17 protein-coding genes and 1 pseudogene are annotated in these 26,958 nt (G+C 43.9%); 17 read left to right on the top strand and 1 reads right to left on the bottom strand.

The window, feature by feature from the left end:
* The first annotated feature begins 75 nt into the window (after nt 1–75).
* Complete coding sequence (locus IQE94_RS14220) at nt 76–3,444, top strand: NACHT domain-containing NTPase (RefSeq protein ID WP_223342177.1); 3,369 nt, start codon at nt 76–78, stop codon at nt 3,442–3,444.
* A gap of 81 nt (nt 3,445–3,525) precedes the next feature.
* The gene (locus IQE94_RS14215) at nt 3,526–3,750 is read left to right on the top strand and encodes a hypothetical protein (RefSeq protein ID WP_223342176.1); all 225 of its coding nucleotides are present in this window, start codon (nt 3,526–3,528) and stop codon (nt 3,748–3,750) included.
* Nucleotides 3,751–3,801: 51 nt separating this feature from the next.
* On the opposite strand, the gene IQE94_RS14210 is transcribed toward IQE94_RS14215, so the two are convergent.
* Nucleotides 3,802–4,266 carry an ABA4-like family protein gene (locus IQE94_RS14210; RefSeq protein WP_212720824.1) on the bottom strand — a complete coding sequence of 155 codons (465 nt, stop codon included), beginning with the start codon at nt 4,264–4,266 and terminating at the stop codon, nt 3,802–3,804.
* A gap of 179 nt (nt 4,267–4,445) precedes the next feature.
* Here IQE94_RS14210 and IQE94_RS14205 point away from each other — a divergent pair, with 179 nt between their 5' ends.
* The 15 genes and pseudogenes from IQE94_RS14205 to IQE94_RS18770 all read left to right on the top strand — a co-directional run bounded on the left by IQE94_RS14205 (nt 4,446) and on the right by IQE94_RS18770 (nt 26,793).
* Nucleotides 4,446–4,679, top strand: coding sequence for a type II toxin-antitoxin system Phd/YefM family antitoxin (locus IQE94_RS14205; RefSeq protein ID WP_212720826.1), 234 nt, complete (start codon nt 4,446–4,448; stop codon nt 4,677–4,679).
* Nucleotides 4,680–4,699: 20 nt separating this feature from the next.
* Complete coding sequence (locus IQE94_RS14200; RefSeq protein WP_223342175.1) at nt 4,700–4,831, top strand: DUF4160 domain-containing protein; 132 nt, start codon at nt 4,700–4,702, stop codon at nt 4,829–4,831.
* A 132-nt stretch (nt 4,832–4,963) separates the two neighbouring features.
* Nucleotides 4,964–5,239, top strand: coding sequence for a DUF2442 domain-containing protein (locus tag IQE94_RS14195; protein ID WP_212720828.1), 276 nt, complete (start codon nt 4,964–4,966; stop codon nt 5,237–5,239).
* 51 nt (nt 5,240–5,290) lie between these two features.
* Nucleotides 5,291–6,322 carry a dihydroorotase gene (pyrC, locus tag IQE94_RS14190; protein ID WP_212720830.1) on the top strand — a complete coding sequence of 344 codons (1,032 nt, stop codon included), beginning with the start codon at nt 5,291–5,293 and terminating at the stop codon, nt 6,320–6,322.
* A gap of 371 nt (nt 6,323–6,693) precedes the next feature.
* Nucleotides 6,694–15,417: a SwmB domain-containing protein gene (locus IQE94_RS14185; protein ID WP_223342174.1), complete on the top strand. Its 8,724-nt coding sequence runs from the start codon at nt 6,694–6,696 to the stop codon at nt 15,415–15,417.
* 23 nt (nt 15,418–15,440) lie between these two features.
* Nucleotides 15,441–17,828, top strand: a complete 2,388-nt coding sequence (locus IQE94_RS14180; RefSeq protein ID WP_255611303.1) for a Calx-beta domain-containing protein — start codon at nt 15,441–15,443, stop codon at nt 17,826–17,828.
* Nucleotides 17,829–18,083: 255 nt separating this feature from the next.
* Nucleotides 18,084–18,818, top strand: a complete 735-nt coding sequence (locus IQE94_RS14175; RefSeq protein WP_212720834.1) for a YoaK family protein — start codon at nt 18,084–18,086, stop codon at nt 18,816–18,818.
* A 338-nt stretch (nt 18,819–19,156) separates the two neighbouring features.
* Nucleotides 19,157–22,752: pseudogene (locus tag IQE94_RS14170) on the top strand (AAA-like domain-containing protein).
* Between the two features lie 340 nt (nt 22,753–23,092).
* On the top strand, nt 23,093–23,881 hold the full coding sequence (locus tag IQE94_RS14165; RefSeq protein ID WP_190598640.1) for a V4R domain-containing protein: 789 nt from the start codon (nt 23,093–23,095) through the stop codon (nt 23,879–23,881).
* Complete coding sequence (locus IQE94_RS14160) at nt 23,878–24,339, top strand: hypothetical protein (RefSeq protein WP_223342173.1); 462 nt, start codon at nt 23,878–23,880, stop codon at nt 24,337–24,339. Before IQE94_RS14165 ends, IQE94_RS14160 begins: the two co-directional genes overlap by 4 nt.
* A 14-nt stretch (nt 24,340–24,353) precedes the next feature.
* On the top strand, nt 24,354–24,866 hold the full coding sequence (locus IQE94_RS14155) for a phycobilisome protein (RefSeq protein WP_212720837.1): 513 nt from the start codon (nt 24,354–24,356) through the stop codon (nt 24,864–24,866).
* Nucleotides 24,867–24,868: 2 nt separating this feature from the next.
* Nucleotides 24,869–25,534, top strand: coding sequence for a V4R domain-containing protein (locus IQE94_RS14150; protein WP_212720838.1), 666 nt, complete (start codon nt 24,869–24,871; stop codon nt 25,532–25,534).
* Between the two features lie 30 nt (nt 25,535–25,564).
* Nucleotides 25,565–26,047 (top strand): 2Fe-2S iron-sulfur cluster-binding protein, encoded by a 483-nt coding sequence (locus tag IQE94_RS14145; RefSeq protein ID WP_212720842.1) that lies wholly within the window; start codon nt 25,565–25,567, stop codon nt 26,045–26,047.
* A gap of 52 nt (nt 26,048–26,099) precedes the next feature.
* Complete coding sequence (locus IQE94_RS14140) at nt 26,100–26,570, top strand: allophycocyanin (RefSeq protein ID WP_212720844.1); 471 nt, start codon at nt 26,100–26,102, stop codon at nt 26,568–26,570.
* Between the two features lie 34 nt (nt 26,571–26,604).
* Nucleotides 26,605–26,793: a 2Fe-2S iron-sulfur cluster-binding protein gene (locus tag IQE94_RS18770; RefSeq protein WP_304650919.1), complete on the top strand. Its 189-nt coding sequence runs from the start codon at nt 26,605–26,607 to the stop codon at nt 26,791–26,793.
* Nucleotides 26,794–26,958: the final 165 nt, after the last annotated feature.

The raw sequence follows: 26,958 nt of genomic DNA, 5'->3' as shown, positions 1-26,958 counted from the left end.
TTTCACTAAACGTCACTGGTCAGATCCCAGAACCTCTTGGTAGATTGAAAAGCATACGGGATTTTTAACAAAAAAATGAGCGAGAAACCCAAACAGAGTCGCAAGCGCAGTTTCCCCGTTAAGCCCCAAGCATTACTTCTTTTGGAAAAAACCATGAGAGAGAAAGGGTTCACTTACTCGACTCAAGAGCAAATGTATGAAGAATTATGGGAAAGGACAGGAAGAACGATAAGTATTGATACAGTAAAAAATTTTTTCAACCCACAATTTGGTCGTCACCCACAAAGAAATACTATTCAAGCTCTGGCAACAACTCTTGGATTGATGCCAGAGGACTTAGTCGAGGGATGGGCTACATCGACAGTTTCCAAAGCGGCCTCACTAAACACTTCAGCAATCACCATAGATCCCTCTACTTTTCAAAGAATGCTTGATAAAAAGATACGAGAGTCAACAGCTAATATATTTTTAAGTGGCAATTTAAAAAGTGCAAAGCTATATGTGCCACTAGGACTAATTGAACGAAAAGAAAAATCAAGACATGGAGAGGTTAAGCCTGAACACGGATCAGTTTTATATCGGGCGAATGAATACGAAATTTCCCGTGAATTTGAAAATGATCAATTTTTGACTGAAGTCTTGCTACAAGGGAATAGTCCGAAAAGCTCAGGTCGTAGAATAGCTATTATTGGTGAACCGGGATCTGGTAAATCAACTCGCTTACGACAAATTTCGATGTGGCTTATGGAGCAATCATCAGAAAATTATGTTATCTGGATTTCATTAGCTGATCTTCGTGGTTATTCCTTAGAAGATTATTTATTGAATAAATGGCTGAAAGAAACTTTAAATCAACGAGACACCAGCGAAGATGCTCAAGATAAGTTAGTCAAAATATTTAATCAGGGGAATGTCTGGCTATTGCTTGATGGCATTGATGAAATGGGATTATCAGGAAATCCTTTAGCCTGGGTTAATAATCAAATTCGAGGTTGGATAGATCAAGCAAAAATCATAGTAACGTGTCGCATTAATGTCTGGGATGGTAACCGTCAAGCCTTAAATCAGTTTGATGTTTATCGCAATTTAGATTTTTTTGATGATCAACGTAATCTATTTATTGTTAAGTTTTTAGATAATCCCGAATTATCTGGTGGTTTAATTGATGAATTGGGCAAGCCAGGAAAAGAAAGAATTAGTGATTTAGCCAAAAATCCCCTACGACTAACGCTTATTTGTCGTTCATGGCAAAAACGACAAGGTAAATTACCTGATACTAAAGCGGGACTTTACCAAGAATGTGTTGATGCTTATTACGATTGGAAAGAGGAACCCAAAACTACAAAAGCTCAACGAAAGAAGTTAAATAAAGCTTTAGGAGAATTAGCCAAACAAGCTTTAGACCGGGATGATTTTAGGTTTCGTTTGACTGAAGCGCAAATAACTGAAGTTTTAGGAGAATCAGACGAGGGTTTATTTAAACTAGCTCTAGATGTAGGTTGGCTAAATGAAATTGGTAAAGCAAAGGAAAATTATCAAAAAATTTATGCTTTCTTTCATCCTAGCTTTCAAGAATATTTCGCAGCATTAGCAATAGATAAATCTGAATTTTTACTGAATCATATTCCTGATAATCCACAAAAAGGAGTTTATAGGATTTTTGAATCACAATGGATTGAAGTTACTTTACTTTGGATTGGTTTACCTAGTGTGAATGATGATCAAAAAAACAAATTAATCAATCAATTAGTTTATTTTAATTATGAGCCAAAATCTGCCTACATTTATCAAATAAGGGCATTAATAATTGCTACTGAGCTCATTTCTGAGTTTCATGATTGTGAAATAGTTGATACAATTCTTGACTGTGCGATTAGTTACGCATTTGGAGATTGGGATCAAAAAAATCAAGAGTTAATAGAGTATCCCAAAAATCAAAATTTTAGGAATAAAATAAAAGCTTGTTCACATCCAAAGCTCCTCAAAAAAATAGAAGATAAATTGGTACTTTTGTCGGAAAATGTGCCTAATTGTAGCTTATTTGATCTTGCTGCAATTATTTTAGATAAAAATCCTGACAATACCATAGCACAAAAAATTGTTAATCATTATTCAACACGTTTTCCTGATCGTAACTATACAATTGATGACTATTACAGACATTTAGGGTTTAAAAATTATGAAGGCTTTGTTAACATTTTAAGCCGAATGTATGAGGGTGATTATGGATCTGATTTATTTTGGCAATGCTATGAACAAAACAAGAATAAACTTAAGGTAACTAAGTTTGAAGATTCCAATAATATAAAAGGCTTTTTGAAAAATAGTTTAAATTTTGTTTTCACAGACAATAACAAGAATATTTTTCAAGATAATAATGAAGCTAAAGACATAACTGAATTAGTTGGCGATTATGAATGGGTATGGCTAAATAAAAATAGTCTTGATAATCAATTTGTGATTGATTTATTTGTCGATAATCCTAGCTATCTATTTTCATCTAGTGGACTAGTCTTATTTTTGGATAATGCAATAGTCGAGAAAAATGGCTTGTTAATTAATATTATAGAAAACAATATTACTGATTTTGATTCAGACCAAAGTTATGCTTTTAACATTGAAAATGCTTTTCTACAATGCTTAGATAATATAATCAATTGGATGGATTATGTACTTTCTTGTGATACAGCCAATGATTTGATCAACCAAACACTTGAATATGACTACTTCCGTTATAAAAATCCTGAATCTACACTTTCTATGGATTTATATTATGACAAATTAAGACAGTCAATAATCAAAAAAGAATATGGAGAAGTTCCAGGAAATATATTTAAAATTGGGATAAAAACGACAAATATTAATATATTTTTGGCTATTTTTGATTTTATAGTGGATTTAACAAAATACTACGACTATTTGATAAGTTATAGACTTATGGATGAGATGTTATTAAAATCATTTAGTTTTAATGGTGATTATTATCTCCCCGTTAAAATAGTTGATTATTTTGCAAATAGAATCAATTACTCAGAATTTCATAAGCGATGGTTTAATTATAGATTTTCCGATCAATTACCAGATCGTCAATATCTAAATCGACAAGTCTCAAATCAATCTTTTTTCCTCTCAATCAAAACTGAAAATTTAAACTCAATTACTAGTGAAATAAAATTACTAAAGCGTTTCAAAAGGCGATTTCTCCAATCTATTCCTGCAGAAATTAAACCTCAACTTCAAGCATTAATCAATAGTCAATATCAAACAGTGGATATAAATTCAGATGATTTAATTGACCAGATTGAAGAAATCATTTTAGCGATTAGAGACGAGCTACAGGTAGACGAATTTAATTTATTCCTAGACAACAAAAATCCTAGCCAGCTATTACTTGATTTGCGTGATCAATTCAGCGACTTAGTAAATATTGAATGGAATCGCTAAATATTTTTATGGAGTCAATTATGTTAAACTAAGCGTAAATTATTCTCATTAAATAAATAAATTTATCCAGAAATAATAATAATGAACGCTATTGAATTCACGGCTAAAATCAGTCAAGGAATGATCGACATTTCAAAAGAATATGATCAAGAACTTCAAGAAGAATTAGAAGTAAAAGTTATTGTTAAACCCAAACGAAAAAAACGTTTAATGGATCGACTCGCAGAAAATCCAGTTTCTGTTGAAGGATGGCGTAATCTAACAAGAGATGAAATCAACCTTAATATTGATCATCACTTGGAATAATTTGTAGCAAAAAGGGGCAGACTTAATACCCCTATCTGTTACTTGAAGCGATTAGCCAATCTCCGTTTGGGGCGTTTCCGTTGTCGAGTCATTCCCCTTGCCCCACTGTTTGGTAATACCCCCCGTGAGCAGATGGGACAGCAGACCAATGGGCCCAGCGAATAGACATAAAACTAGGGAATGTACCGTCCAAACACCAGTTTCCCGTCCCTGCCAATAAATCCAGCGACCCACAAACAAATCCATCACTAGATAGTGGACCCAACCCACAGCCATAATTTTTTCGTCAGCAAAAGCTTGGGCAATAACCGATAACTCTGGACTGGCCAACGCCGCCGCCGATTCGGAACCCAAGGAACCGATAAATAAAAATAGATAAACCGCAGCTAAAATGGCGATCGGGACCAGGGACTTCATCACCTTTTCCGTCCATTGCCACCGTGGCAGTAGAATCATCAAGCCCCAAAACGGCAACACAAACAGATTGCTGAGATTAAAAAGTAGTTCAGTAGCCATTTTCAATAACAGTTGCTTACCCACAACTCGATAGAACAATTTAGAGTATAAAAGAATTTACAGAATCATGCTGGGCAGGCGATCGCCTAAGGTAACAGTTAAGCATTTGTTAAATTCTGTTGCCTAGAAAAAAAGCGAGTTAAAATAAAAAATCAAAGATTTCCTTTTCGGATATCGCCATGGCAACAATTACCATCGAAGAAGCCCAAGCAACCCTAGCCGATTTAATCCATAATTTAGAACCAGGAGAGGAATTGATAATTACCGAAAATAACATTCCTCTAGCAAAAATTATTCCACAAATGCCAGTTACACGTAAACGCCCTGGCCCTGGATTGTGCAAAGGTATGATCATAATCAACGCTGATGATGATGACCATCTCCAAGACTTTGGAGAGTGTAGGATGGTGTGAGCAATTAGTGGTCTGATTCTATGCGAGAAATAAGTCGTTTTTTCGGAATGATTATCACTATTAATTACAACGATCATAACCCTCCCCATTTTCACGTCCGTTACGGTAATCAGAAAGCCTTAATTAGCATTGAAAAACTGAGTCTTATCTAAGGAAAATTAACACCAAAGGCTCTTGCTTTAGTTGTTGAGTGGGGTGCTCTTCATCAGGCAGAATTACAGGGCAACTGGGAGCTAGCCAAACAACAACAACCTTTACGAAAAATTCAACCATTGGAATAAGCCATGCTACAAGATATTGTCGCTGTTAACCCTCTCAAAAACTACAAGCTTTATTTACGATTTGAAGACAATCAAGATGGAATAGTTGACATTCAAAAACACATTGAATTTACAGGTGTATTCGAGCCACTTAAAGACCTTGAATATTTTGCTCAAGTCAAAATCAATTCGGAACTTGGAACTATTCAATGGCTCAATGGAGCAGATTTAGACCCCGATGTGCTGTATGAAGTAATTACCCGATCGCCGTCTCCAAGCCCCTTAAATCTTGAAGTTTAAGGAAGGGGAAAAAGGCTTTTAACTAAACCTAAACCAGCTTATGATTAAGCCATGGAAAAGCTTACCATTACTCGACCCGACGACTGGCACCTGCACCTACGGGATGGAGAGGCCCTAAAAGCGGTTCTGCCCCACACTGTCCGTCAATTTGCCAGGGCGATCGTCATGCCCAATTTAAAGCCTCCGGTGCGTTCCGTGGCTGATGCGGCCGCCTATCGGGAAAGGATTCTCGCCGCCATACCTGCGGGGGGGCAGTTTGAACCGTTGATGACTCTTTATTTGACGGATAATACTAGCCCCGAAGAAATTATTGCGGCTAAAGCATCCGAATTTGTCAAAGCCGTGAAATATTATCCCGCTGGAGCTACCACGAATTCTGACTTTGGCGTCACGGATATCAGTTGCTGTGATGCAGTGCTAGAAGCAATGGAACGGGTGGACTTACCTCTATTACTCCACGGCGAAGTAACGGACAGCCATATTGATATTTTCGACCGAGAAAAAGTATTCATTGAAAAATATTTAATTCCCCTTAGAGAAAAATTTCCCCAACTGCGGATTGTGCTGGAACATATCACTACCAGCGATGCGGTAGAATTCGTTTTTTCCACCAATAATATTGCCGCTACCATTACGCCCCAACATTTATTATTTAGCCGTAATATTTTGTTTCAAGGTGGTATTTGTCCCCATTTTTATTGCCTGCCAATTTTGAAACGAGAAGAACATCGTTTGTCATTGCTACAAGCGGCCACATCTGGTAACCCCAAGTTTTTTCTGGGTACCGATAGTGCTCCCCACGCCCGTAATAGCAAAGAAAGTTTCTGTGGTTGTGCTGGTTGCTATTCTGCCCTCCATGCCATGGAGTTATACGCCGAAGCTTTTGAGAGTGTTAATGCCCTGGATAAACTGGAAGCCTTTGCCAGCTTTTATGGTCCAGACTTTTATCAACTGCCCCGCAATACAGAACAAATTACATTGACCAAAACAACTTGGCGCATTCCCGCTGAATTGCCCTTTCCCGAATCTGGGCTGGTGCCGTTACGGGCGGGGGAAGAAATCACCTGGCTGGCATCAACCTGAAGCAAAGATATCAGAAGAAAAAGAAACAATCCAACTCAGCGAATTAGCCTAGGTAATTATCCTGAAGTGTTGGTGCTAGAATTATGCTAGGCGAAAACGGCTTTTGATTCTGCTTGTTGGGCAGGTGGAACGGCGTCTGAAAATTAGGCAATTTCCCTTTAAATTCCGCAATGTTAGGGATTCGGGCAGTTTATGTCGCCATCTAAGACCCTGGCCAAGACGAGAGCAAACTTAAACTAAAAAACTGAATTATTACTTAAGCGGGGTTTTCAACCCAATCAGGTGGGGGCTTAGGTTTTTCAGCCATTAATGCCGCAAAACACCAGCGTGGTGTTCGGCAAGTATTCTGTTTAACTTCGTCTTTTTCTCCTATGTCTATTAACTTCTCAAATCGCCTTTCTGCCATCACTACAGACTCGGCGGGGGTAACCCACATTGTCTGGGTAGAAGATTCGACGCTCTTTCATGCCACCTACAACGATAATTCCGCAACCTGGATCAATGAAACGGCGATCGCCAATGTCGGCTCTCAAAAAGTTGTCAGTTTAAATTTAATTGCCAACGATAAACTTGTTGATGATTCCGGCACTGGGTTGCCGGGGTTAGCGGTAGTTTATCAGCAAGGCAGTGAGAATGAAAGCAATATTTTCTACAGCGCGGCTCAATACAATGCCAGTGGTAAAACGCAATGGTTGGATAAACCCCAAGCCCTAACCGCCGACCAAGTAGGAGACTTGGAACCTAGGGCGATCGCCACCGAGGATGGCACCGTCTTTGTGGTGGGGCAAAAAGTTAATACCGAAAATGCCCAAAACCAAGGTATTCGGGAAGATACGGACTTATACTACCAATCCTTTCGGGTCAATCGTAGTCAATTTACAACGACGACATCCAGTTCTCCTCCTCCTTCAGTCACTGGAACGTTACCAAGGAATGTATCTGGCTATTCTGGTCAAAATTCTCCCGTTGCCGCTTCCTACTCTGTTTTAAGTGATGGAGAAGCCATTGCTTTAGCGCAAAAAGCCTTTCAAGGACAAGGCTTAAATTGGAACGCATCAAGTGGCTTTAGCGACAGCCTATTGAAATTTATTATTGCCAAGAGTGAAAATGCCAAGGTGAAAAAGGCGGTTGAAAATGGATTTAGTGGGGTATCAATCAATATTGCCTTACAAGGATCAAGCGGTGATAACCCTACCTGGTCTCTATTTGGAGGCGGTGTCTCCACCGATGGTAAGCTCTTGCTCAATGCAGTTGCGGCTGTTAGCTTTGCTAAAGCTACCAAAAAGAAAACCTCATTGCAACAAAAGAAGACGACAGAGGCGCAAAACAATGAATTTGATTTTTCGATTGTCTTTTCTTCTTTGTATAGTTTTGGCAATACACAAGGTTCAAGCGGACAGTACCCCCTCGAACTTGAAACGGGGGGATTCGCCCTATCTTTTGGTTTTACTTTCCCAATTGTGGGTGCAAATTTTGGTAAAGATAAAATAAATCTTTTTAATCTTAATGCTTTTTTAGATGCCGGAGTTGCCCTTCAGTGGCAGTTGAAACCTAAAGATCCCGATACCTATCGAAATATTTTATTTCCCTTTATTGATTCTAATTCAAATGAAAAAGGATTATTGATTGCCGATTCATTTGGAACTGCTGTGCCTGGGTTTTCTCAAGTTGTTGCACTTGAGGCCATTCTCTCCAATTTAATTTCTGCTTTTGAGTCAATTGATGACAAAGGCCCACTATCTTTGGAATCATTGCTCATTGCCATCCCCATAGAAGGGGGGGTTGAAGTAATCGTTGATATTCCATTTATTTTTAAATTAACTGGTTCGGTGGGAATATTTCTAGATGGAACGTTCCTGATCAAAGGATCATCTGATTTTCCCAAAGATACTTTTACCCTCGGACTTCCCTATAGTCTCGAAGTTCAGGCTCTGGGATTGCTCAATGCTAAAATCAGCGGTTTTCCCACCTGGACTTGGCCAGAGTCTTCGTCTCAAACTCTAACCATCAATCCTTCATTAACGCCATCGGCCTCCGAAACAGAACCCAGTGTTCAGGGATCTTTACTAACTATTCCCTTTGCCACGCCCTTAAGCCCAGATTTAAGTCTAAATCCTGAAGACTTTACCGTTCAGGTAACTAATGCTGATAAGAGCGTCTCAACTATTCCAGTTTTTGGTGTCATTGTCCAAGGGAATGCAGTTATTCTGCGTTTAGAACGTTCAATTCCCTATGCCACTTTGAATGATCAACCCTTAACGGACAATATTACCGTGAGCTACAGCGGTAATCAGCTCAATGACTTTACAAAAAGTACAGTTATTAATAATTCCGCCCAAACCCTGGTTTATACCTATAACCCCACCAGTGGCACTGGTAATAATTATACTAATACCAATCAACAAATAACCATCGCCTTTAATACCCCTTTAGATATCAATGTTGTTCCGGATGCCAGCCAATTTGTCATAACTACTAGCGATGGAACCACCATCAATTTAATTTCGCCTAACCAAAACGGACAACAACCTATTTACGTTAATAAAAATAGTGTTATTCTAACCTTATCCCAGACAATTCCCCAGGGAGAAATTTATACCGTTAAATATACTGAAACCCAGGGAGGAAGCAGTAATTTACAAAGTACCGTTAATCAAGATATTGCTTCCTTTAGCATTAGTAATTCCAGTCCTTCGACAACGGCAGGAGATGTCAGCAACACCTTTATTAGTGCAGGAAGTATTAATCAGGTTCTGAGCAAGATAGATAATGACTTTAGCCAAGATAGTTCTCCGGCCTTAGCCCTCACCAGTGAAGGAGATATTCTGCTCAGTTGGAGTAGCGATGCCCCCAATTTATTACCCATTTCCGCCCTAGCAGAAGGCACGAATATTTATCTGACCTTTGGCGAAAACTTAGCCAACAATCAAGGAAATTATGCCAATCCTGAGGCGGATCAGTTTGTGATCACCATTGACGGTGTTACTCAATCATTAAATCAGAACAAACTTCCAAACGTGGAAGGTAACACCCTGGTTTTAACCTTGGCCCAGCCAATTTCAAGTAACGCAACAACCATTTCTGTTAGCTATAACTTGGTGGCATCGGACGGAAGTAATAGTAGCAATTTAGTTTATATTGATCCAACTGGAACAACATTTTGGTTGGAGAAATTTACTGATTTATCAGTTGACTTGATTAATAATACCAGCGCACCAACCGTATTAGATTTAGACGTTAATGGTAATACTTATAATGGCTACGGCTCTAATCAAACCGTTGTTATTGCCTTTGATCAAGAATTGTCGTTTACTTCGGAAAATGATCAACTCCCCAGTGATGATTTTAGCGTATTAATCAATGGCAAGGGTGTTGGTGTTGTTCAGGCAATTATTAATGAAACATCGGTTGTGCTGACGTTAGATAATTCCGTTCAAATTGGTCAAGGCAATATTGTTTCAGTAACTTACACATCGGATCCTGATAACCCATTAAAGGGGACTAATAATCAAGTTGTTGCCTCTTTTTCCACCAGTAATATTCTCACTACTCCCACCAATTCCGGTACGGTAATCAAAACAGCTTTTTCCCCCTTTGGGGATAGCGGTATTTCGGAAATCACCGCAATTCCCGGTACCAGTGGCTTGAATTTTGATGTAGCTTCCACCCTCTACACCTACACCGATCCCAACACGAAGCAGACTAAACAAATTAATGTTTTGGCTTGGGTTCAGGTTGACAACGATGATTTAACTATTCAACAAATACCGGGACAAATCTATAGCAGTGACCAGGTAGAGAAGATTAACACGGCGGTTAGCCAATCTGATATTTACTATTCGGTTTTAGGTCCCAATAATCAGTGGAGTTTGGCGCAGCCGATCGCCACAGTGCAAACTGGCCAAGATCAAAAAGTGACTTTGGGGGCAGGGCCCAATGGAGAGTTGCTAGCCGCTTGGTTAAATACCCAACAGGGGAGTAATGGGGACACATCAACCACCATTTACTGGTCAAGCTTTAACGGCAGCACCTGGACTACGCCCCAAACACTCCTCTCGGAAATTTCCCCCAATGCCTTTACGGAACTGAATATCAGCACTATTAATGGTCAGCCCGCTATTTTTTGGACAGAAAGCCAGCCAGCCTCTTACAGCAATCTTGTAGTGGAGCAAGATCCCATCGTTTATCTACGCCTAGGGGAACTGAGTGGCACAACGGCAATTAATGAAGGGCAATCTGGGCCAACCATTAACGGTAACTACAGTGGTAATTTTACCCTCAACCAAATTGGGGCATTAGAAGATACCACAAACAATTCTGGCGATCCCAACCCAGCGGTCTTGTTTAATGGCGGCGGGGTAACCCTTGACACAGCTATCCCGGTTTCCATTCAGGGATTTTCGGTGGAATTTTGGTTTAAGTTGCCGAGCATCAACGCCATTCCCAACTTGGTGTCCATGGCGAATGTTTTTCTTGTTACCGTCAACGATACGCAGTTAAGGTTCAGTTTGGACAACACTGGCAATTCAACTATTGCTACCACCCAACCCCTAGATACCGATGCTTGGTACTACGTGGTCGGCACCTATGACGGTTCCCAAGATATTCTCTCCCTATACCTAAATGGTGAGTTAGTAGGGAGTTTGGACAATGTCGATTTTAGCAATTTACCCCAATCCGGCACCCTAGCAGTTGTGGGCCAGGGGGGATCGGTTTATGTTGATGAAGTCGCTTTTTATAATTCCGTCCTTTCCTATGTTCCTGGTAGTACTGGTTTAACCGCCTCTAACGTCACCGAATTCACTGGCAACCAATTTCTGGATGGAGCTTTAGGTACTAACGAAATTGGCGATCGTTTCAATGCTCAATATGTTGATCCAGTACCGCCTGGACCAGAGGCCTATTACAGTGTTTGGAATCCTACTGCCAATAGTTGGCAGCTAAATAGTCAGATTGAGCCGATTCCCACCATTACCCCCACCATCTTGAGCGATGCCAATTTCCCGGTTTGGGATATTGTTGCGGCCACGGGTTCCCCAGCGGGCACAGAAATTTTCCCCAATGGTAAAGCCGATAGCATTTTCCAAATTAATCTGACCGGCGAACAAGGGCGAGAAATTACAGGGATAGCAGTTACAGTTCCCGGAACAAATCTTTTGTGGGGGGTTGGTCAAAATAGTGATGGCAATGCCATTGGTGGCTTCCAAATCGGGGTTATTTTGGGCGAAACCGTCCCCAATAATGGTCAACTCACCTTTGCTGATGGAACGATTCTGCTCAATAGTCTCAACCCGGCCCTTTCGGGATTAAACCATCGAGTGATGGGGGAAACAGAGACCCTCAATTTGTTTATTGATGAAACCGGCAATACCTTTTCCGCAACGCCGACGGTGACAGTCTATTTCAAGGATGGTGGTAGCGTTACGCCCCAGGTTAGCTCTATTCGTAATCAAGGGGGGACGGTTCCTGCCCAGGGCACCAATGATTTAGGGACAAAGGTGTTGGGTATTGCCACCATAACCGAAGCTAATGATGCATCCTTAGCCAATATTGACAGCGGCTTTGTCATTAATACCAATAATTCGGCGATCGCCGTTGAGCTGGCCAGTGGCTTTAAAGCAGATGGCGGTTTAGCCTATGTGGCGGTGGGTAATCGGGGTTATACGGACAGCGCCGGTAATCTAGTCAGTAGTGGCACCATTCAGATCCTACTTGCCGGTGGCAGTGTTTTAAACGGGATAGAGAGTAATCCCCTAACGACAACGGATTTGTCAGGCAATCCGGGGGGAGTTTTAATCACAGGCATTGCTGATGGTGGCGTCATAAACGGTGGTGTCTCTGTGAGCCTGGCCACAGGGGATATTGATGGTGATGGCATAGACGATTTGGTGATTGGGGATGCCAATGCCAATGGTGGGGATGGCGTAATTTATGTCATTTATGGCAGTTATTTAACCGGTAACCCTGGAAGCACCATGGATGTTGGTAATTTAACTTCTGCCATGGGCTATGTAATTAACCCGGCAATTTCCTCTGCCCAAGCCGGATTTTCCGTAGTTGTGGGTAATTTCGATGGAGATTCAAAATCAAAATACACCCGTAATGACATTGCCTTCGGTGCCCCTGGAGTCGGTAACGGCGGGGCTGTCTATATTGCTTACAACGGCAGTACATCATCCACACAAGTTTACCAAGGGACTTCGTTGAATCAGGTGGGCGAGCGGGCGGGATTTACTTTAGGGGTTTCCCATTATTCGCCCGGGAATCCCACCACATTTACCAACAGTACTACCAGCGATGACCTTTTCATTGGTGCGCCCGCATACCAAGTGAACGTTGCTAATCAATGGAAGGGTAAAGGGGGTCTACCCTCCGGCAATCAATCGCTGTACTCGGACTCAGCACAAATTGCAGTGGGGGCAGTCCATGTTTTTTCCAGTAGTAACCAAGGATTAACTCCCTGGGGAACCTATACTGGGCCAATTATTCCTGCCCCTAATGGAGTTGCCACCAACTATCTAGCCGGAGCGGCGATCGCCTCTGGAGATCTGGATGGAGATGGACGTCAGGATTTAGCCATTTCAGCAACAGGACTTAATGCCAATGCGGGGGCGGTCTATGCCATCAGTGGCGACAAAGCGGCCCCCACCACATCACTGCAAGCATTAAACGAAGTCAGTAATTTAATCATTAATGGTTCGATCTCCAACGGCCAGGCCGGCACCGTTATCACCACTCCCGGTGATCTAAATGGGGATGGGTATCAAGATTTTTTAATTACTGCTCCCCAGGCCGGCAATGGGGCAGGTCAAAGTTATTTGTTATTTGGCCCCTTAAATTTAGATGCTGTTGGAACCTTATTCAACCTCGGTGTCACCAGTCAGGATAAAACTTTTCTACTGAATGGTAGTCTGCCCTATCAACTGGCGGGAGCGGCGGCCACTGGGTTGGGAAACATTACCGGAAAGATAGGAAGCAATGGAAAAGTTGACAGCTTGCTATTAACCGCTCCCAATGCCCAGCAAGCCTATGCAGTTTATGGGCAACCCTATTTGGAGGACGATGGCAGTATCAAATTAGCGAATATTTCCTCTGACAACGGTTTTGCGATTGATGGCAATAGCTTTAGCACTTTCAATGTCGTCAATCCGGCGATTCCCGACCAAGGAACTGATTTAATGCCATCCTTGGTGAGCTATAAAGGAACGTTATACATGGCAATCAAAGGAGAGGGAAGCAGTCAAGATATCTATTTTACGAGCAGTTCAGACGGCGGAAAAACTTGGAGCGATGCAATCGTGGCGATCGCCAATGCCACTAACCTTTCACCATCCCTAGCCGTCTATAACGATGTACTCTATTTAGCCTACACAGGCTTAGCTCCCCAACTGAATGTTCTTTACAGCACAGATGGAGGACAAAGCTGGAGTCCGCAGTATGTCATTGGGCAAGCCTCCAGCAATGCTCCCACCTTAGTGGTTTATCAAGACAAGCTGTTCACTTTCTTTACTTCTAATGATCAAGCCGACAATATTCTCTATATCTATTCTGATAATCCCCAAGCGAGTAATTCTTGGTCTTCAGACTTTGCCGTACCATTCACTGGGGGTAATCAAACCAGTGCCAATGCTGTCAGCGCCACAGTTTTAAATGACACACTTTATCTTGCCTATCAAACAGGAACCCAAACCACCCCTGGTAACACCATTGACATCACCTCAACCAATGGTACAGATCTAGACAATTTATCGTGGACGCTCTCTTCTGTACCGGACGTTATCTCTCAACAAACTCCGGGACTAACCACGGATGGCAGCACCGTATATTTGACGAGCACACAAAGTCGTGTAGACGAAGCCCGAATTATTTATTTAAGTACTTCCACTAATGGCACAAATTGGACGACTAGCGAAATTCCAGGGACTAGCAACTACGCTCCGCCTCCAGCGATTATTGACAATCAACTTTACCTAGTGGGTTCTATCGTCAACTCAGGCTACCAAGTTTTAGAGTCTTCCCTGCCTCCTCTTGGCTCGATCACCAATAACGGCAGTATTGTCCGAATGTTGGGGGATGTCAATGGGGATGGGTTTGCCGATGTATTTTCGGGGGGAAGCAATGCTGGGGTGATTATTTTTGGGGATAGCACCAAAGATCTGTTAACTGAAGCGAGTGGCAGTGATGACCTAATCATCACCGTCCAAGATGCCGACATTCAAGACGTGATTGGTATTGGCGACTATAACGGCGATGGCTTACAAGATTTTGCCGTTATCGACAGTAATCAAAACTTTTATTTAGTGTTAGGGAGTCAAAGCTTAAGTTCGGAAGGGCAAATACAATTAAATCAATCTAATATTTCTTTGCGTAATATTAAGTCTCAATTTGCAATCGGCGATTACAACGGCGACGGCTATGATGATCTGGTTTTAGATGATTTGCCAAACCAAAGTTATGCTATTTACTTAGGTAATCCAAATAGTAATCTAAGTTCATCGACTGAGCTGGAGATTCCGTCAGTGATTTCCGCAACTTTTGCAGGCATTGATATTAATGGAAGTGGTCAAGATAATTTGATTTGGAGTGTTGGCGGAAAGAGCTTTCTGGTTGTCCCTGAAGACGTAGAAATCACTATTTCTGATATAGATGGAATAACAAAACTAGAAAATATTGGTGATTTTAATGGGGATGGAATTGAAGATTTAGCCGTTCTTGTCAATGATTACGTTGATGGGGTTAGCGGCAAATATCCTCAAGCAGTCTTGATTTATTATGGTGATGCTAATGGATTGACTAATTCATCACAACCAACTTTGTTTTTTGCTGTGGAGGACGATCCTTCTATTCAACTTTCGACACTAGCAAAAGCTGGAGATGTCAATGGCGATGGCTTTGATGATTTATTAGTAAGCTCTTCTAACTCCAATAATAATCAGGGCAGTGTTTTTGTTGTTTTCGGGGGGGTAGTAGTATTTGGGTTCCGATCCGAGATATTCCTTTTCCTCTCAATAGTCTCAGCGGTTCCTATGGTTTTGTTGTTGAAGGACTCCCAAATTCTGAAGCAGGAACCTCGATTAGTGGGGGGGGCGATGTAAATGGAGACGGCTTTGATGACTTCATGATTGGGGCTCCCGGTAACAACGATGAGCTAAGCTATGTTCTCTTTGGCAGTGACTTTAATCAGACGGTTAATCAAACCGGCACCATCGGCAATGATGTCATGGTCGGCACGCCGACGGGGGAAAGCTTTGTGGCCGGGCAAGGTGATGACCAAATTTATACTAATGGCGGTCTTGATGTGGTTTATGCGGGGCCAGGGGATGACTTTGTTTCCGTCGCTGATACCTACTTCCGTCGCCTAGATGGAGGGGCAGGGTTAGATGTGTTGGAATTACATGGCTATAACGGACAGGATTGGGATTTAACCACCCTGGCCCCAGGGGTAAGGCTCCAGGATTTTGAAGTGGTTAGTATTCTCGATTATGGTGCTAACACCTTAACCTTCAATGCTTTAACCGTTACCAACTTGTCGAGTAACAACACCGTTGTTGTCTTGATGGATAGTGTCGATAGTCTCGTGTTGAGTTCCGATTTCAAAGCCGCAGGAACCACCTATCAATATGGAGATAAATATTATCAATACACGTCTGACCTATCGGCGGCGACGGTTTTGGTTAACCAAGCCAAAGCCCCCACTTACACAGCCCCAAGCACCAATAGTCCAGCGCCAATTTTGCCAACTGCCAATGGAGATATTAGTTTAAACCCATTTAATGATTTAACCCCCAAATCCCAAACCCAGACCCTGTTTTCAGATCCCACGGCTCCCACGCAATTATTTGTTAATAGTCCCAAGGGTTTAGAACGTACCGGGGCGGTTGATTTCACCATTGAACGAACAGGCAATTTAGACAAATACGTTTTAGTGAGTTATCTGACCCAAGATGGTGATGGTAAAGCCGGTAATCGCTATTTGCCAGTGGCGGGACAGTTAGTATTTAAGCCAGGGGAGACTAAAAAGACAGTCACAGTCGAAATTCCCAATGATGGTATTTATACCGGCGATCGCCAATTTGGGTTATTAGTTTCTTTGTTGGACGAAGGGTTAGGGTTAGGGAACTGGAGCCAAGAGTTTTCCTTAGTTGGTGATGGTAATGGTTCCCAGATCCGCCGTTGGAATTATTTGCCAGGGGAATTGGAAAATAACTCGATGGGAGGCATAGTCAACTTTTCCACCACCACTAAGGGCGGCCACAGCCAAACTGAAATAAATGTCGGTGGCATTGGGGAATTTAATGACTTTTTTAGCTATAACCCCCTCACGGGAAGCTATGAATCTCTAATGTTCGATAATGTCACTGGGGCTAAATTTAGTTATCTAGATGGTGAAAATAATCTTGATGGAGTCAAGTTTACTCTTTTAGATGGCGATCGGGGCGATGCCGATGGCGTAAGCAATGGCCTGGTGGAAACCAAAGGTTATTTGGGTCGTACAATTCCAGGTTTAATTACCAACGATAATGGAGTTTTTTGGGCTCCCACCAATGCCGATGGCCAGGTGCAACTAAGGTTGATTAACAGTCTTGATCAAAACTATGAAATAGGTTGGATTGCGGTGGACGGCCTCGATGGTTTAATTAATGGTTTGCAACCCGATGATCCTGGCTATGAAGCGGTTGCCTTAGCTAGTAAACAAATCATTTTCAATAATTCAGTTGATGCCTCTCCCCAAGCTTTAACCCGTGACTTAGCCCAACAAAGTTTCACTAATATTAATGAATTAATTGAAACGGAATCTCAGTTCTTTGGTGATTTGAGTGCTTCTAATTTAGAGGCTAATCGCTACTATATGCTCTACAGCCAACAGGGAGAAAAGACAACTTTTTCTATTAATACTCCTCCCACCGTGGAAACCGATAGTCGGGGTTATCATCAATTCAATTTTGGGGGCGTCACTGCTGAAATTAGCTCCAAAACTTTGGTTGTACCAGGAATTTTAAATCAAACCGTTACCGTGGAAGCCTCCATTAGTCGTGCTGGAGCCTATGACAATGCCATTGTCCTGTACCAAGTTGATAGCTTAACCGGAGGGTTAGATGTAAACGGCGATCGCCAAATTGATCTCAAACCAGGTGACATGGGTTACCTCCAGGCCGCTTTAAGTCGGGCCCAGAATCCCCTCACCGGAGTAAGTTTAACTGCACCGGATAGTTTCTTTGGCACAACAAAACAAACCATTAATCTATTAGGCAACAATATGTATGGCATGGTGATTATTCCCAACGCCACCATTGCAGAGGTGCTTAATCAAAATCCCGGTAATGATCCCAATCTTGGCCCCGTTGCTCTTTTCTCTTTTAATGAGGCTAATCCCGGTGGCATTAGTCAAATGTCCCGCCTTGGTAGTAACCTTTTTGGCTTTGAAGATATCGTCGGAGGCGGCGATCAGGATTACAACGATGTAATTTTACAATTTAGTTTTCCAACTTCTAACGCCGTAAATTAGGATTTATCCAGGGGGAATTATTTCGGTGTTACTTTACAAGTATGGTCAAGCGAAGAATGGATTTGAAAAGTTTCCTTGTCAGTAAATAATCTTTACTAAAACGAGGGACTTATCCAAGTTTTCTTCCCCTTGATTCAGTAGGGCTAGGGGGAGACTAACTAGCATTGTCAAGGGAAGTTATGGAGGGGTGATTAACCACAGTTATCAGACTTTAAAAACAAGCTCTAACATAACTTTGTCATGTAACCATAGACGATGAAACTATTATCAAATGAACGGTTTATTGTCGGTGTTTTGTTCAGTTGGGTAGCCGGTTTCGTCGATGCAGCTAGCTTTTTGGGACTGAATGGTTTATTCACTTCCCACATTACTGGCAATCTGGTCATAGCAGCAACGGAAATAATTGGCGTGGGTGGACAAGCTCTGTGGGTCAGACTTGCGGTGATTCCCGTTTTTATGTTTGCCGTTACCCTTACCACTGTGCTGGCTCGCCGCCATCAACTAAAGCTAAGCCATTTAATTAGTATGGAAACTTTAGTTTTACTGTTATTTACCATAACTGCAATTATTTTGGCTCCAGCCCACCACAAATCAGCTAATAATTTGCCGTTGTTTTTGACTGGTTCTCTAGGAGTATTTTCCATGGGAATACAAAATGCGTTAATGCGGGAATCCCTCGGACATATTGCCCCCACGACTGCTATGACCAATAATTTGACCCAATTCACCATGGACCTAGCATTAATTAGTGGACTACATGGCACCCTTCGCTCAAGGGTATCTGGCCAGGATCTCGATGCTTGCCGCACAAGACTAATAAAATTTGGCAGTGCATTGCTAGGATTTAGTGTCGGTGCTATTTTCGGTGGAGTTTTGACGGCTAAATTGGGTTTATCTTCATTATGCTTACCTTTGGCATTGATGCTATGGCTTTCATTAAGATCTGAACTGATTTTCCACCATACTGATATGAATCCTGGGTTAAAATAAAATCTGATTAAACCGGCTAAAATAAGACTTTACAAATAGGCTCTAAGCGTTATCAAAATTTTTAATAAATCTTTTCCAATTTTTTTGCGATCTAATCTTGCCCTTTAAGTCAGGTCAATTAAGATTTACGGCGGCTAATTTTTTATTTATTTGATTGCCAAATTCAGATGTTGATAGCAGTCTTGTAAATAAAGTTTTGTCTTAGTTTTAAGGTAATTTGCTATCTGCGTATAATGAAGGTCAGAGGCGGAAACCATCGCCACTTCAAAAGAGTCCATGCACTATTGCAAACTGTTAATTCCCTTTGGCGGAATAGTCAAAGACATAACTCAATAATAATGTCCTCCATGTCCCTAAATTTACTGCAATCGAGTCCCTACCAGGTGGGAGGAAGTTTGGCCGCTAACCATCCCAGTTATAGCCAACGGGAGGCAGACAGGGAATTGTTGGCCCAGTTGCGGAGGGGGGAGTTTTGCTATGTGTTTAACTGCCGGCAGATGGGCAAATCTAGCCTGCGGGTACGAACTATGCACCAACTACAGCAAGATGGGGTGGTGTGCGTTTCCATTGACATCACCAGTTTGGGCACCGAAGCTGATCCCCAGAAATGGTATAACGGCATTATTACCCAGCTTTACCTTGGTTTATCCCTGGCGGGCAAAGTGGCCCTTAAACCCTGGTTACGGGAGCGGGAACAACTCAGTCCCATTCAAAAGTTACGGGAATTTGTTGAGCAGATAATTTTAACGGCCATTGGCGATCGCCAAATTGTCATTTTTATTGATGAAATTGATAAGGTGTTGAGCCTGCCATTTTCCCTGGATGACTTTTTTTCCTATATTCGTTTTTGCTATAACCAACGGGCTGATGACCACGAATATAATCGCCTCAGCTTTGCTCTATTTGGGGTAGCTACCCCCTCAGACTTAATTGATAACAAAACTCAAACGCCCTTTAACATCGGCCAAGCCATTGCCCTGACTGGGTTTACCCTAACGGAAGCCCTCCCTCTCAGCGCTGGTTTTGCGGTGGATGAAGTGAGCGCCCAGGCAATTCTTAGGGAAATTTTGGTCTGGACAGGGGGACAACCTTTTTTAACCCAGAAGGTGTGCGAATTAGTGGCCCAGGCTCTGCAAGGGAGGCAGCTAAATTACCAAGCTGACACCATTCCCAGCGCCATTGCCCAGGTAATCGAAGATAAAATTATTCACCACTGGGAATCCAATGACGAACCGGTGCATTTTCGCACCATTGGCGATCGCCTTTTGAAGGACGAGGCCCGCAGTGGACAACTGTTGGGGCTGTACCAAGAAATTTTGCATAAAGGAGCCATTCCGGCGGACGATAGCGTCGAACAAACGGTGTTGCGGCTCACGGGTCTGGTGGTGAAAGTGGAAGGGCAATTGCGTCCCTATAATCCCATTTACCAAGCAATTTTTAATGCCCAATGGGTCTGTAAAGAACTCAATAAACTCCGACCCTACAGCACTAACCTCCAGGCTTGGATCAATTCCAATTACCAAGACTCTTCCCGATTATTGCGGGGGGAAGCTCTGCGGGAAGCCTTGGCCTGGGCCAGTAGTAAAAATCTCAGTGGAGTGGATTACCGTTACCTTAACGCTAGCCAAAATCAGGAACAGGAAGCCTCCCTGGCCGCCAACCAAATTTTGACCCAAGCCAATGTCAAAGCTAAACGGATGATCAGCTTCGGCATTGTGGTGCTGATGATGTCCCTGGGGGGATCGGCGATCGCCTTAAGCCAGGCTTACTTTGCCACCCTCAAGCAACAACGGAGTCAACAAGGCACAGAACTGCAACGCTTAGGCACTAGCGCCCAACGGCAATTCACCTTTGATCAAATTCCTGGTTTGGTCACCGCTTTGGAGGCAGGAAATCAACTTCATCACCTAGTCAAAGCCAATGAAACCCTCAGTCAATACCCCGCCACCAGTCCATTGGTAAGTTTGCAACAAATTCTCAGCCAAATTGTCGAAAAAAATGTTTTGACAGGGCATCGGGACGGAGTTACCAGTGTTGCCATCAGTCCCTATCAGAATTTGATTGCCTCCGCTTCTCGAGATGGGACAGTGCGCCTTTGGACTCCCCAGGGGGAATTTTTACGGGAGTTCACTGGTCACACAGACAGTATATACCGGGTGGATTTCTCCCCCAATGGCAAAATTTTCGCCACCGCAGGGCAAGACCAAACAGTCAAAATTTGGGACCTAGACGGTAATTTGCTCCAAACCCTAAAGGGCCATCAGGATTCTGTCTACAGCGTTAGCTTCAGCCCCGATGGGGAAATCCTTGCGTCCACCTCCCGAGACCGCACTGTGCGTATTTGGCATTGGCGATCGGGTAAAACCCTAGCCGTGTTGGAGGGTCATACAAAATCCGTGGATGATGCCCAATTTAGTCCCGATGGCCAAACCCTAGTCAGCGTCTGTCGGGATGGGCAAATTCGCCTCTGGGATTTGCAGGGTAAGCTCATCCGTCAGTTTGGCTTGCCGGAAGTGGCCTTTTTTGGGGTTAATTGGCATCCCAATGGCAACCTACTGGCCGTAGCGGCGGACGATGGCACGGTGAGGCTTTGGACTGCCCAGGGGGAAATTAAAGCCACCCTATTGGGCCACGATGAATTTGTTACCAGGGTAGTCTTTACCCCCGATGGTAAACAGTTATTTTCTAGTAGCAGTAATGGCAGTATCATTCACTGGTCCACCAGCGGCAAAATGCTGAAAAAGTACCAGGGTTACCCAGAGGCAATTTTTGGTTTAGCCCTAGCCACCAATGGAGCCCTATTGGCGATCGGCTCGGAAAATAATTTAGTCAAGGTCTGGGACATGACCCCAAAACCCAATTTGGTTAGCCTCAATTTGCCTGGTGTACTTGGAGCCGTAGCGGAAAATGCCACTACCAATACTATTGTGTTGGCAATGGAAAATGAGCCTTTAATTTTGTTCGATACGGAAGATCAGAGCCGCCGTACCTTACCAAACACTAGTCAAAATCTCGATCGCCTCCAGTTCAGTGTCGATGGCCAATGGTTGCTGGGGCAACGGGGTCGGCAATGGCAACTGTGGCAACTCCAGACCAAGCCTGAATTAATCAAAGCCTGGACGGCGGATATTGGCCGTGTTTACGATGTGGACCTACGCACTCCTCCCACATCCCCCCAATGGGCGATCGCCATGGCCACCAGTGGCGGAGAAGTACAACTCTGGCAGGGCACAAAAAATAACCATACCAGTGGGAACCCCCCCAAGGGGATAACAATAACAACACCGGCAATGCCATCGAATTGCATGGCCCCATGCCCCTGGCCCTGGGCAACCCCATGCAAAGGAAAGAACCCATCCGCAGTGTGAGCCTCCATCCGACCTTACCCCAACTAGCCGCCGGAGATGAACAGGGTAATCTCACCCTCTGGAATTTTGATGGCACCCTGATTCGGAGCATTGTGGCCCACGGCGATCGCCTCAATCAATTGCAATACAGCCCCAACGGTAAATACCTATTAAGTGCTGGCCGGGAAGGCACCGCCAAAATTTGGAGCGTGGAGGGACAACTGTTGCATACCCTAAAAAGTGACCCCCTACCCATCGATCAGATTGCTATTAGTCCTGACAGCCAATGGATCGCCACCGCCGCCAGTGATGGCATGGTCAGACTTTGGGATCAACAGGGTAACCTCCGGGGAGAATTTACTAGTACGTCAGGCTCTCTATTAGGGCTAGGCTTTAATCGAGAGGGGCAATGGCTATTGGCTGTATCCCAAAACGGTGATCTGCAAAGTTGGCCCGTAACTCCGGAAAAGGAGCGGCTCCGTCAACTAGTGGAACAGGGTTGTAGCTGGTTAAGGGATTACCTGGCCACCGAGAAACAACCTGCCCAGTCCCATTCCCTGGAATTTTGTCAGTCCATGGAAAATTAATAGGAAGTTTTGTCAACAGAAAAAAGCCAAACTTAACAATAATTAATGGAGAAATGTTTAGCTGGTTTTACTGTTTTGACAACGTTTTGTAACGGAGATTTCTCTCGCCTACAAAAGCTATGTAAAGATTAAGGTTAGTTGAGATTTCAAGAGTGTCTTTGATCGAGGTTTGTACTGATCACAAATCGGATCTGCCATTGGCGGGTCATTAGTCAAATTTTCCTCATTTAGGGCGGGCAGTCGGTGATTATCAAAGGCAACCGACACCTCAGCCCCAGGAAAAGCTCTAATTTTTCACAGCATTTACCCGTTTTATCCTGAATCCTTTGCTAACCTATAGATAGGTTGCCTGCCAAGCCAAACTGATTTTTTTACCATACCCAAGGGGATGTCGTCCATGGTTTTAACCTCCATTAGTACATCAAACACTCCGGCCCAGGTCAAAGGATCTAATTTATTGGAACATAGTTTAAGAAAGGTTCATCCCAACAAACACCACCACTATCAAGTGGAGGACTTCTTTTGTTTTCAAATGAATTCTGGTTCCATTGTGGACTGGAATAATTGCCGTAACGTTCTTACCAGCGAAGATTTTATTGTTGGCTTAATTGACGGTTTACAAGAGGAAGTTGGCAACGCTTCTAGTGTGGTGATGTATAACATTGGGAAAGAATGGGGCCATTACGATGCTGAGTTTTTTAACCAATGGTTCTTAACGGAATTTGGCTACACCAGTTCTTTGAGCGAGCTCAACCTCAACTATGTGCTGGAAGGTTGGTGGTGGCCATTCACTGCCCAAGGTTGGGGTAACTGGGCCATTGACCTCAGTGAGCAAAAAAACGGTTTTCTGTTTGTGGACATTTTCGACTCCGCCGTGGCTCGCACTTTGGGGGATGTGGGGAAACCGGTCTGTCATATTTACGCTGGCCTCTTGGCGGGATTCTTCAGTCGCCTGGTGAAAAAATCCCTCAACTGCATTGAAATCCAGTGCTACGCCATGGGGGAAACCTATTGCAAGTTTCTAATTGGCAAACAGGACCGCATTGATGCGGCAACCTTCTGGCAAAACGAAGGGGCCAATGCCAACGACATTGCCACCAAGCTAGTTAAAGGGGAGTACCTCAAATGATCCATCCAGCCCAATGGGCCCAAATGAAAGTGGGGGATTTTTTTCGGGGTTACAACTGGCAAGGCTCTCCCCCGGTGCTGGAGTGTTCGGTGACAGAGGAAAGTCTAGATAACTTACCTTCTTTGGTTTGTCTATCAGTGGCGGATTTCTTTTCCCAGGGAAATTGGACTGGACAACAATCCCGTCCTGGGGGGGAAAACTTACCAACGTTGCATCGTCCCAAGGCGCCTCCCCAACCGCTTTCCATAACGGCTTCGGTGGCGGATTTTTGTCGGGGCTTCCAGTGGCAAGGTCGGCCATTGTCTCAACCATTGGCGATCGCCAATTCCAGCCCGACCAAGCTAGAACAATTAGAACAAAAAGCGCCGGTGACCAAGCTAGAACAATTAGAACAAAAAGCGCCGGTGACCAAGCTAGAACCGGCCATTGGTTTGGAAGATCTTTCCGATTTATTTTAGGGGTCCATAAAACTATGCAAAAGGATTTTGAGCGGCTCTTTCATCGGGCCGAAGACCATTACCTCCATCCTCTGGAAATTATTTCCTTCCGCAAAAATTTAGATTTAATGCAAGAACGGTTAAATGCGTACCGTCTCTTGCGGGATGGGGAAACCGTTATTTTCCAGGCGATCGCCGACCGATTGGAAATGGAATTTAACGATGCACCGGTGAACCAACTGCAGCAAGCTCTCCTGCATTGGATTAGCGTTTTGCGCTACGGAGCCATGGCCATGCTCCTGAGTAATCCCGAATACCTACAATACCGTTTGTTGGAGTGGTTGGAGGGAGTGGTACAAGCCCATGAAATGGTGGCGATGGAAACCAGGGTATCGGAATTGCTCAAAGAACAACTCAAGGCACTGTTGGATCCCCCCCAATACCACCTCCTAGAACCCTTTTTAGCCCAGGCAGACCAAACCATCCTCGGCCAGGCCCCCGCGTCCGCCCCCGAGGAAGAAGCAGAATTGATGACCCTAGGAGAGTAACGATGATTGACGTAAATGCTCTGATTAATGCCCAACCCCCCAAAGGGAACTACTTTGCCCCGGACGTTTATCTCCAAGGGGATAACGAGTTTGGCCTGTTGGAAAATCGCAGTGGAGCCCGTCTGATTGCCCTGCCCGATACCCTCATCAAAGGTCTATTTACTGCCCTAGATTCCGAACTAGGCATTGGGGCTGGGGTGGCCCTCACCGCCTGCGGCAAAACCTGGGGCAATGCTTTCTATAAGCGCTTTGCCGACGAACTGCAGGAATACTATGGCAAGCCAATCCAGGCCATGGCCATGGTGGAATTTCTGCAAACGTTTAAACAATGTTGGAAATCTCACGGTTACGGCCTGGTAGATATCGACCTGAAATACTACCAAAACGGTTTCATTGTGGCGGAGGTGATTAATTCTCCCTTTGTGGCCTGTGCTCCCCAGGGCAAAAGCCCCATGGGTTTCCTGGAAGCGGGCATACTGGCCGCCTTTTTCTCTCAGCTAACCGGTGAGAAGCTCCACTGTGAGCAAATCGTCTGTGAGTCCCTGGGGGCAGAAAAAAATCTTTTCATTCTTGGCCTAAAGGAGCGCCTGAAACCAGTTTCTGCTTGGTTAACAGAAGGCCATGACCATGCCACCATTATGGAATTGCTCTGTCGCCAACAGAGTTAATGACAGTACTACAGCACCAAGGAGGATTGTGTGGCTAAAACCATTAAGCTCGACCCCATTGATTTAAAAGTCGCTATTCAGACTAACGATAATCTGCTCTCGGGATTACTCAGTCAGGATTTGCGGATTATGAGGGAGTGTGGTGGTCGAGGGATGTGTGCCACTTGTCACGTTTACATCACCGCCGGGATGGAAAGTCTTTCCCCCCTCAACCGTCGGGAACAGCGCACCTTGGAGGTGATTACTACCCATAATCGTTATTCTCGCTTGGCCTGCCAGGCTCGGGTGTTGGACGAAGGGGTGGTGGTGGAATTACCTGCTGGGATGTACGTCAGTGAAATCGAGGACATCGAGGAACTGATTGGCCGTCGAGCAGAGGAAAACATTTTGAATCCTCGGGATGGGGGCATCCTGGTCGAAAAGGGGAAATTAATTACCCGTTCGATGATTAGTCAATTAGCAGATCAGTTACAGGCAGCCAAAATCCAAATTGCCAAGGATGTGGATGGGTAGGCATTGGCCCCGCTGGGCGGTTTGATCTTTATTTTTATGAGGTATGTGATTGATGTTTAAATCCCTAACTCGTCTGACCATTGATGCCGATGGCCGCTATGCCACGGATCAAGAATTACAGTTTTTGCAGGATTTGTTGGATACGGCGGAAATCCGTATTAGTGCCTATGAAAAAGTCCGGGACAACGAAGAACAAATTATTCACCGCTGGGAAGCGGAAAAGCGCAATCTACCCCAGGATACTTTCCACATGGGCGATCGGGATGTAACGGAAATTTGTCGGCGGGACATGACCAATATATTCCGTTGTTCAATTACGGCCATTTTGTTTGGGGATTTAGATCGCCTGCGGGAGGGTTTGTTAATTTGGTATCAAACCATTGTGCGGGCTTACAATTATACTGAATACGCCAAGATTAGCTATCAGGTGATCCAGGAAACCATTAAGGAGTTTCTGGAACCCGATGAAGTAGCCATGGTATTACCAGCGCTGAAGCTGGACCACACCATTCTCAGTAGCTAATGGGCTAGTCCTCAATTAATTGTTTGGATCATTCATGGGCACATTTTATTCCGTTAATTTAGTCAATCCGGCCACAGGCAATGATGTCACCATTCAGGTGGCGGCAGATGGGTTGATTCTTGAAGCGGCAGAAGATCAAGGATTGGATTTGCCCTATCCCTGTCGGGCGGCGTCCTGTGTGGCCTGTCCAGGTCAATTGCTGGAGGGAACCAGGAACCATTGAGCATACGGATAAGGGGTCTGATTTCCTTAAGCCGGAGGAATTGGCGGCGGGTTGTGTGTTGCTCTGTGCGGCCTATGCCACCGCCAATTGCAAAATTCTTACTCACCAAGAGGAAGCTTTATTTGGTTAAATCTCCAGCGGGGTTCTCCCATCTTCCAGTAGGAT

Source organism: Synechocystis sp. PCC 7339 (assembly GCF_019924095.1).
Lineage (GTDB): Bacteria > Cyanobacteriota > Cyanobacteriia > Cyanobacteriales > Microcystaceae > Synechocystis.
This window is presented reverse-complemented; position numbering and strand designations above follow the sequence as displayed.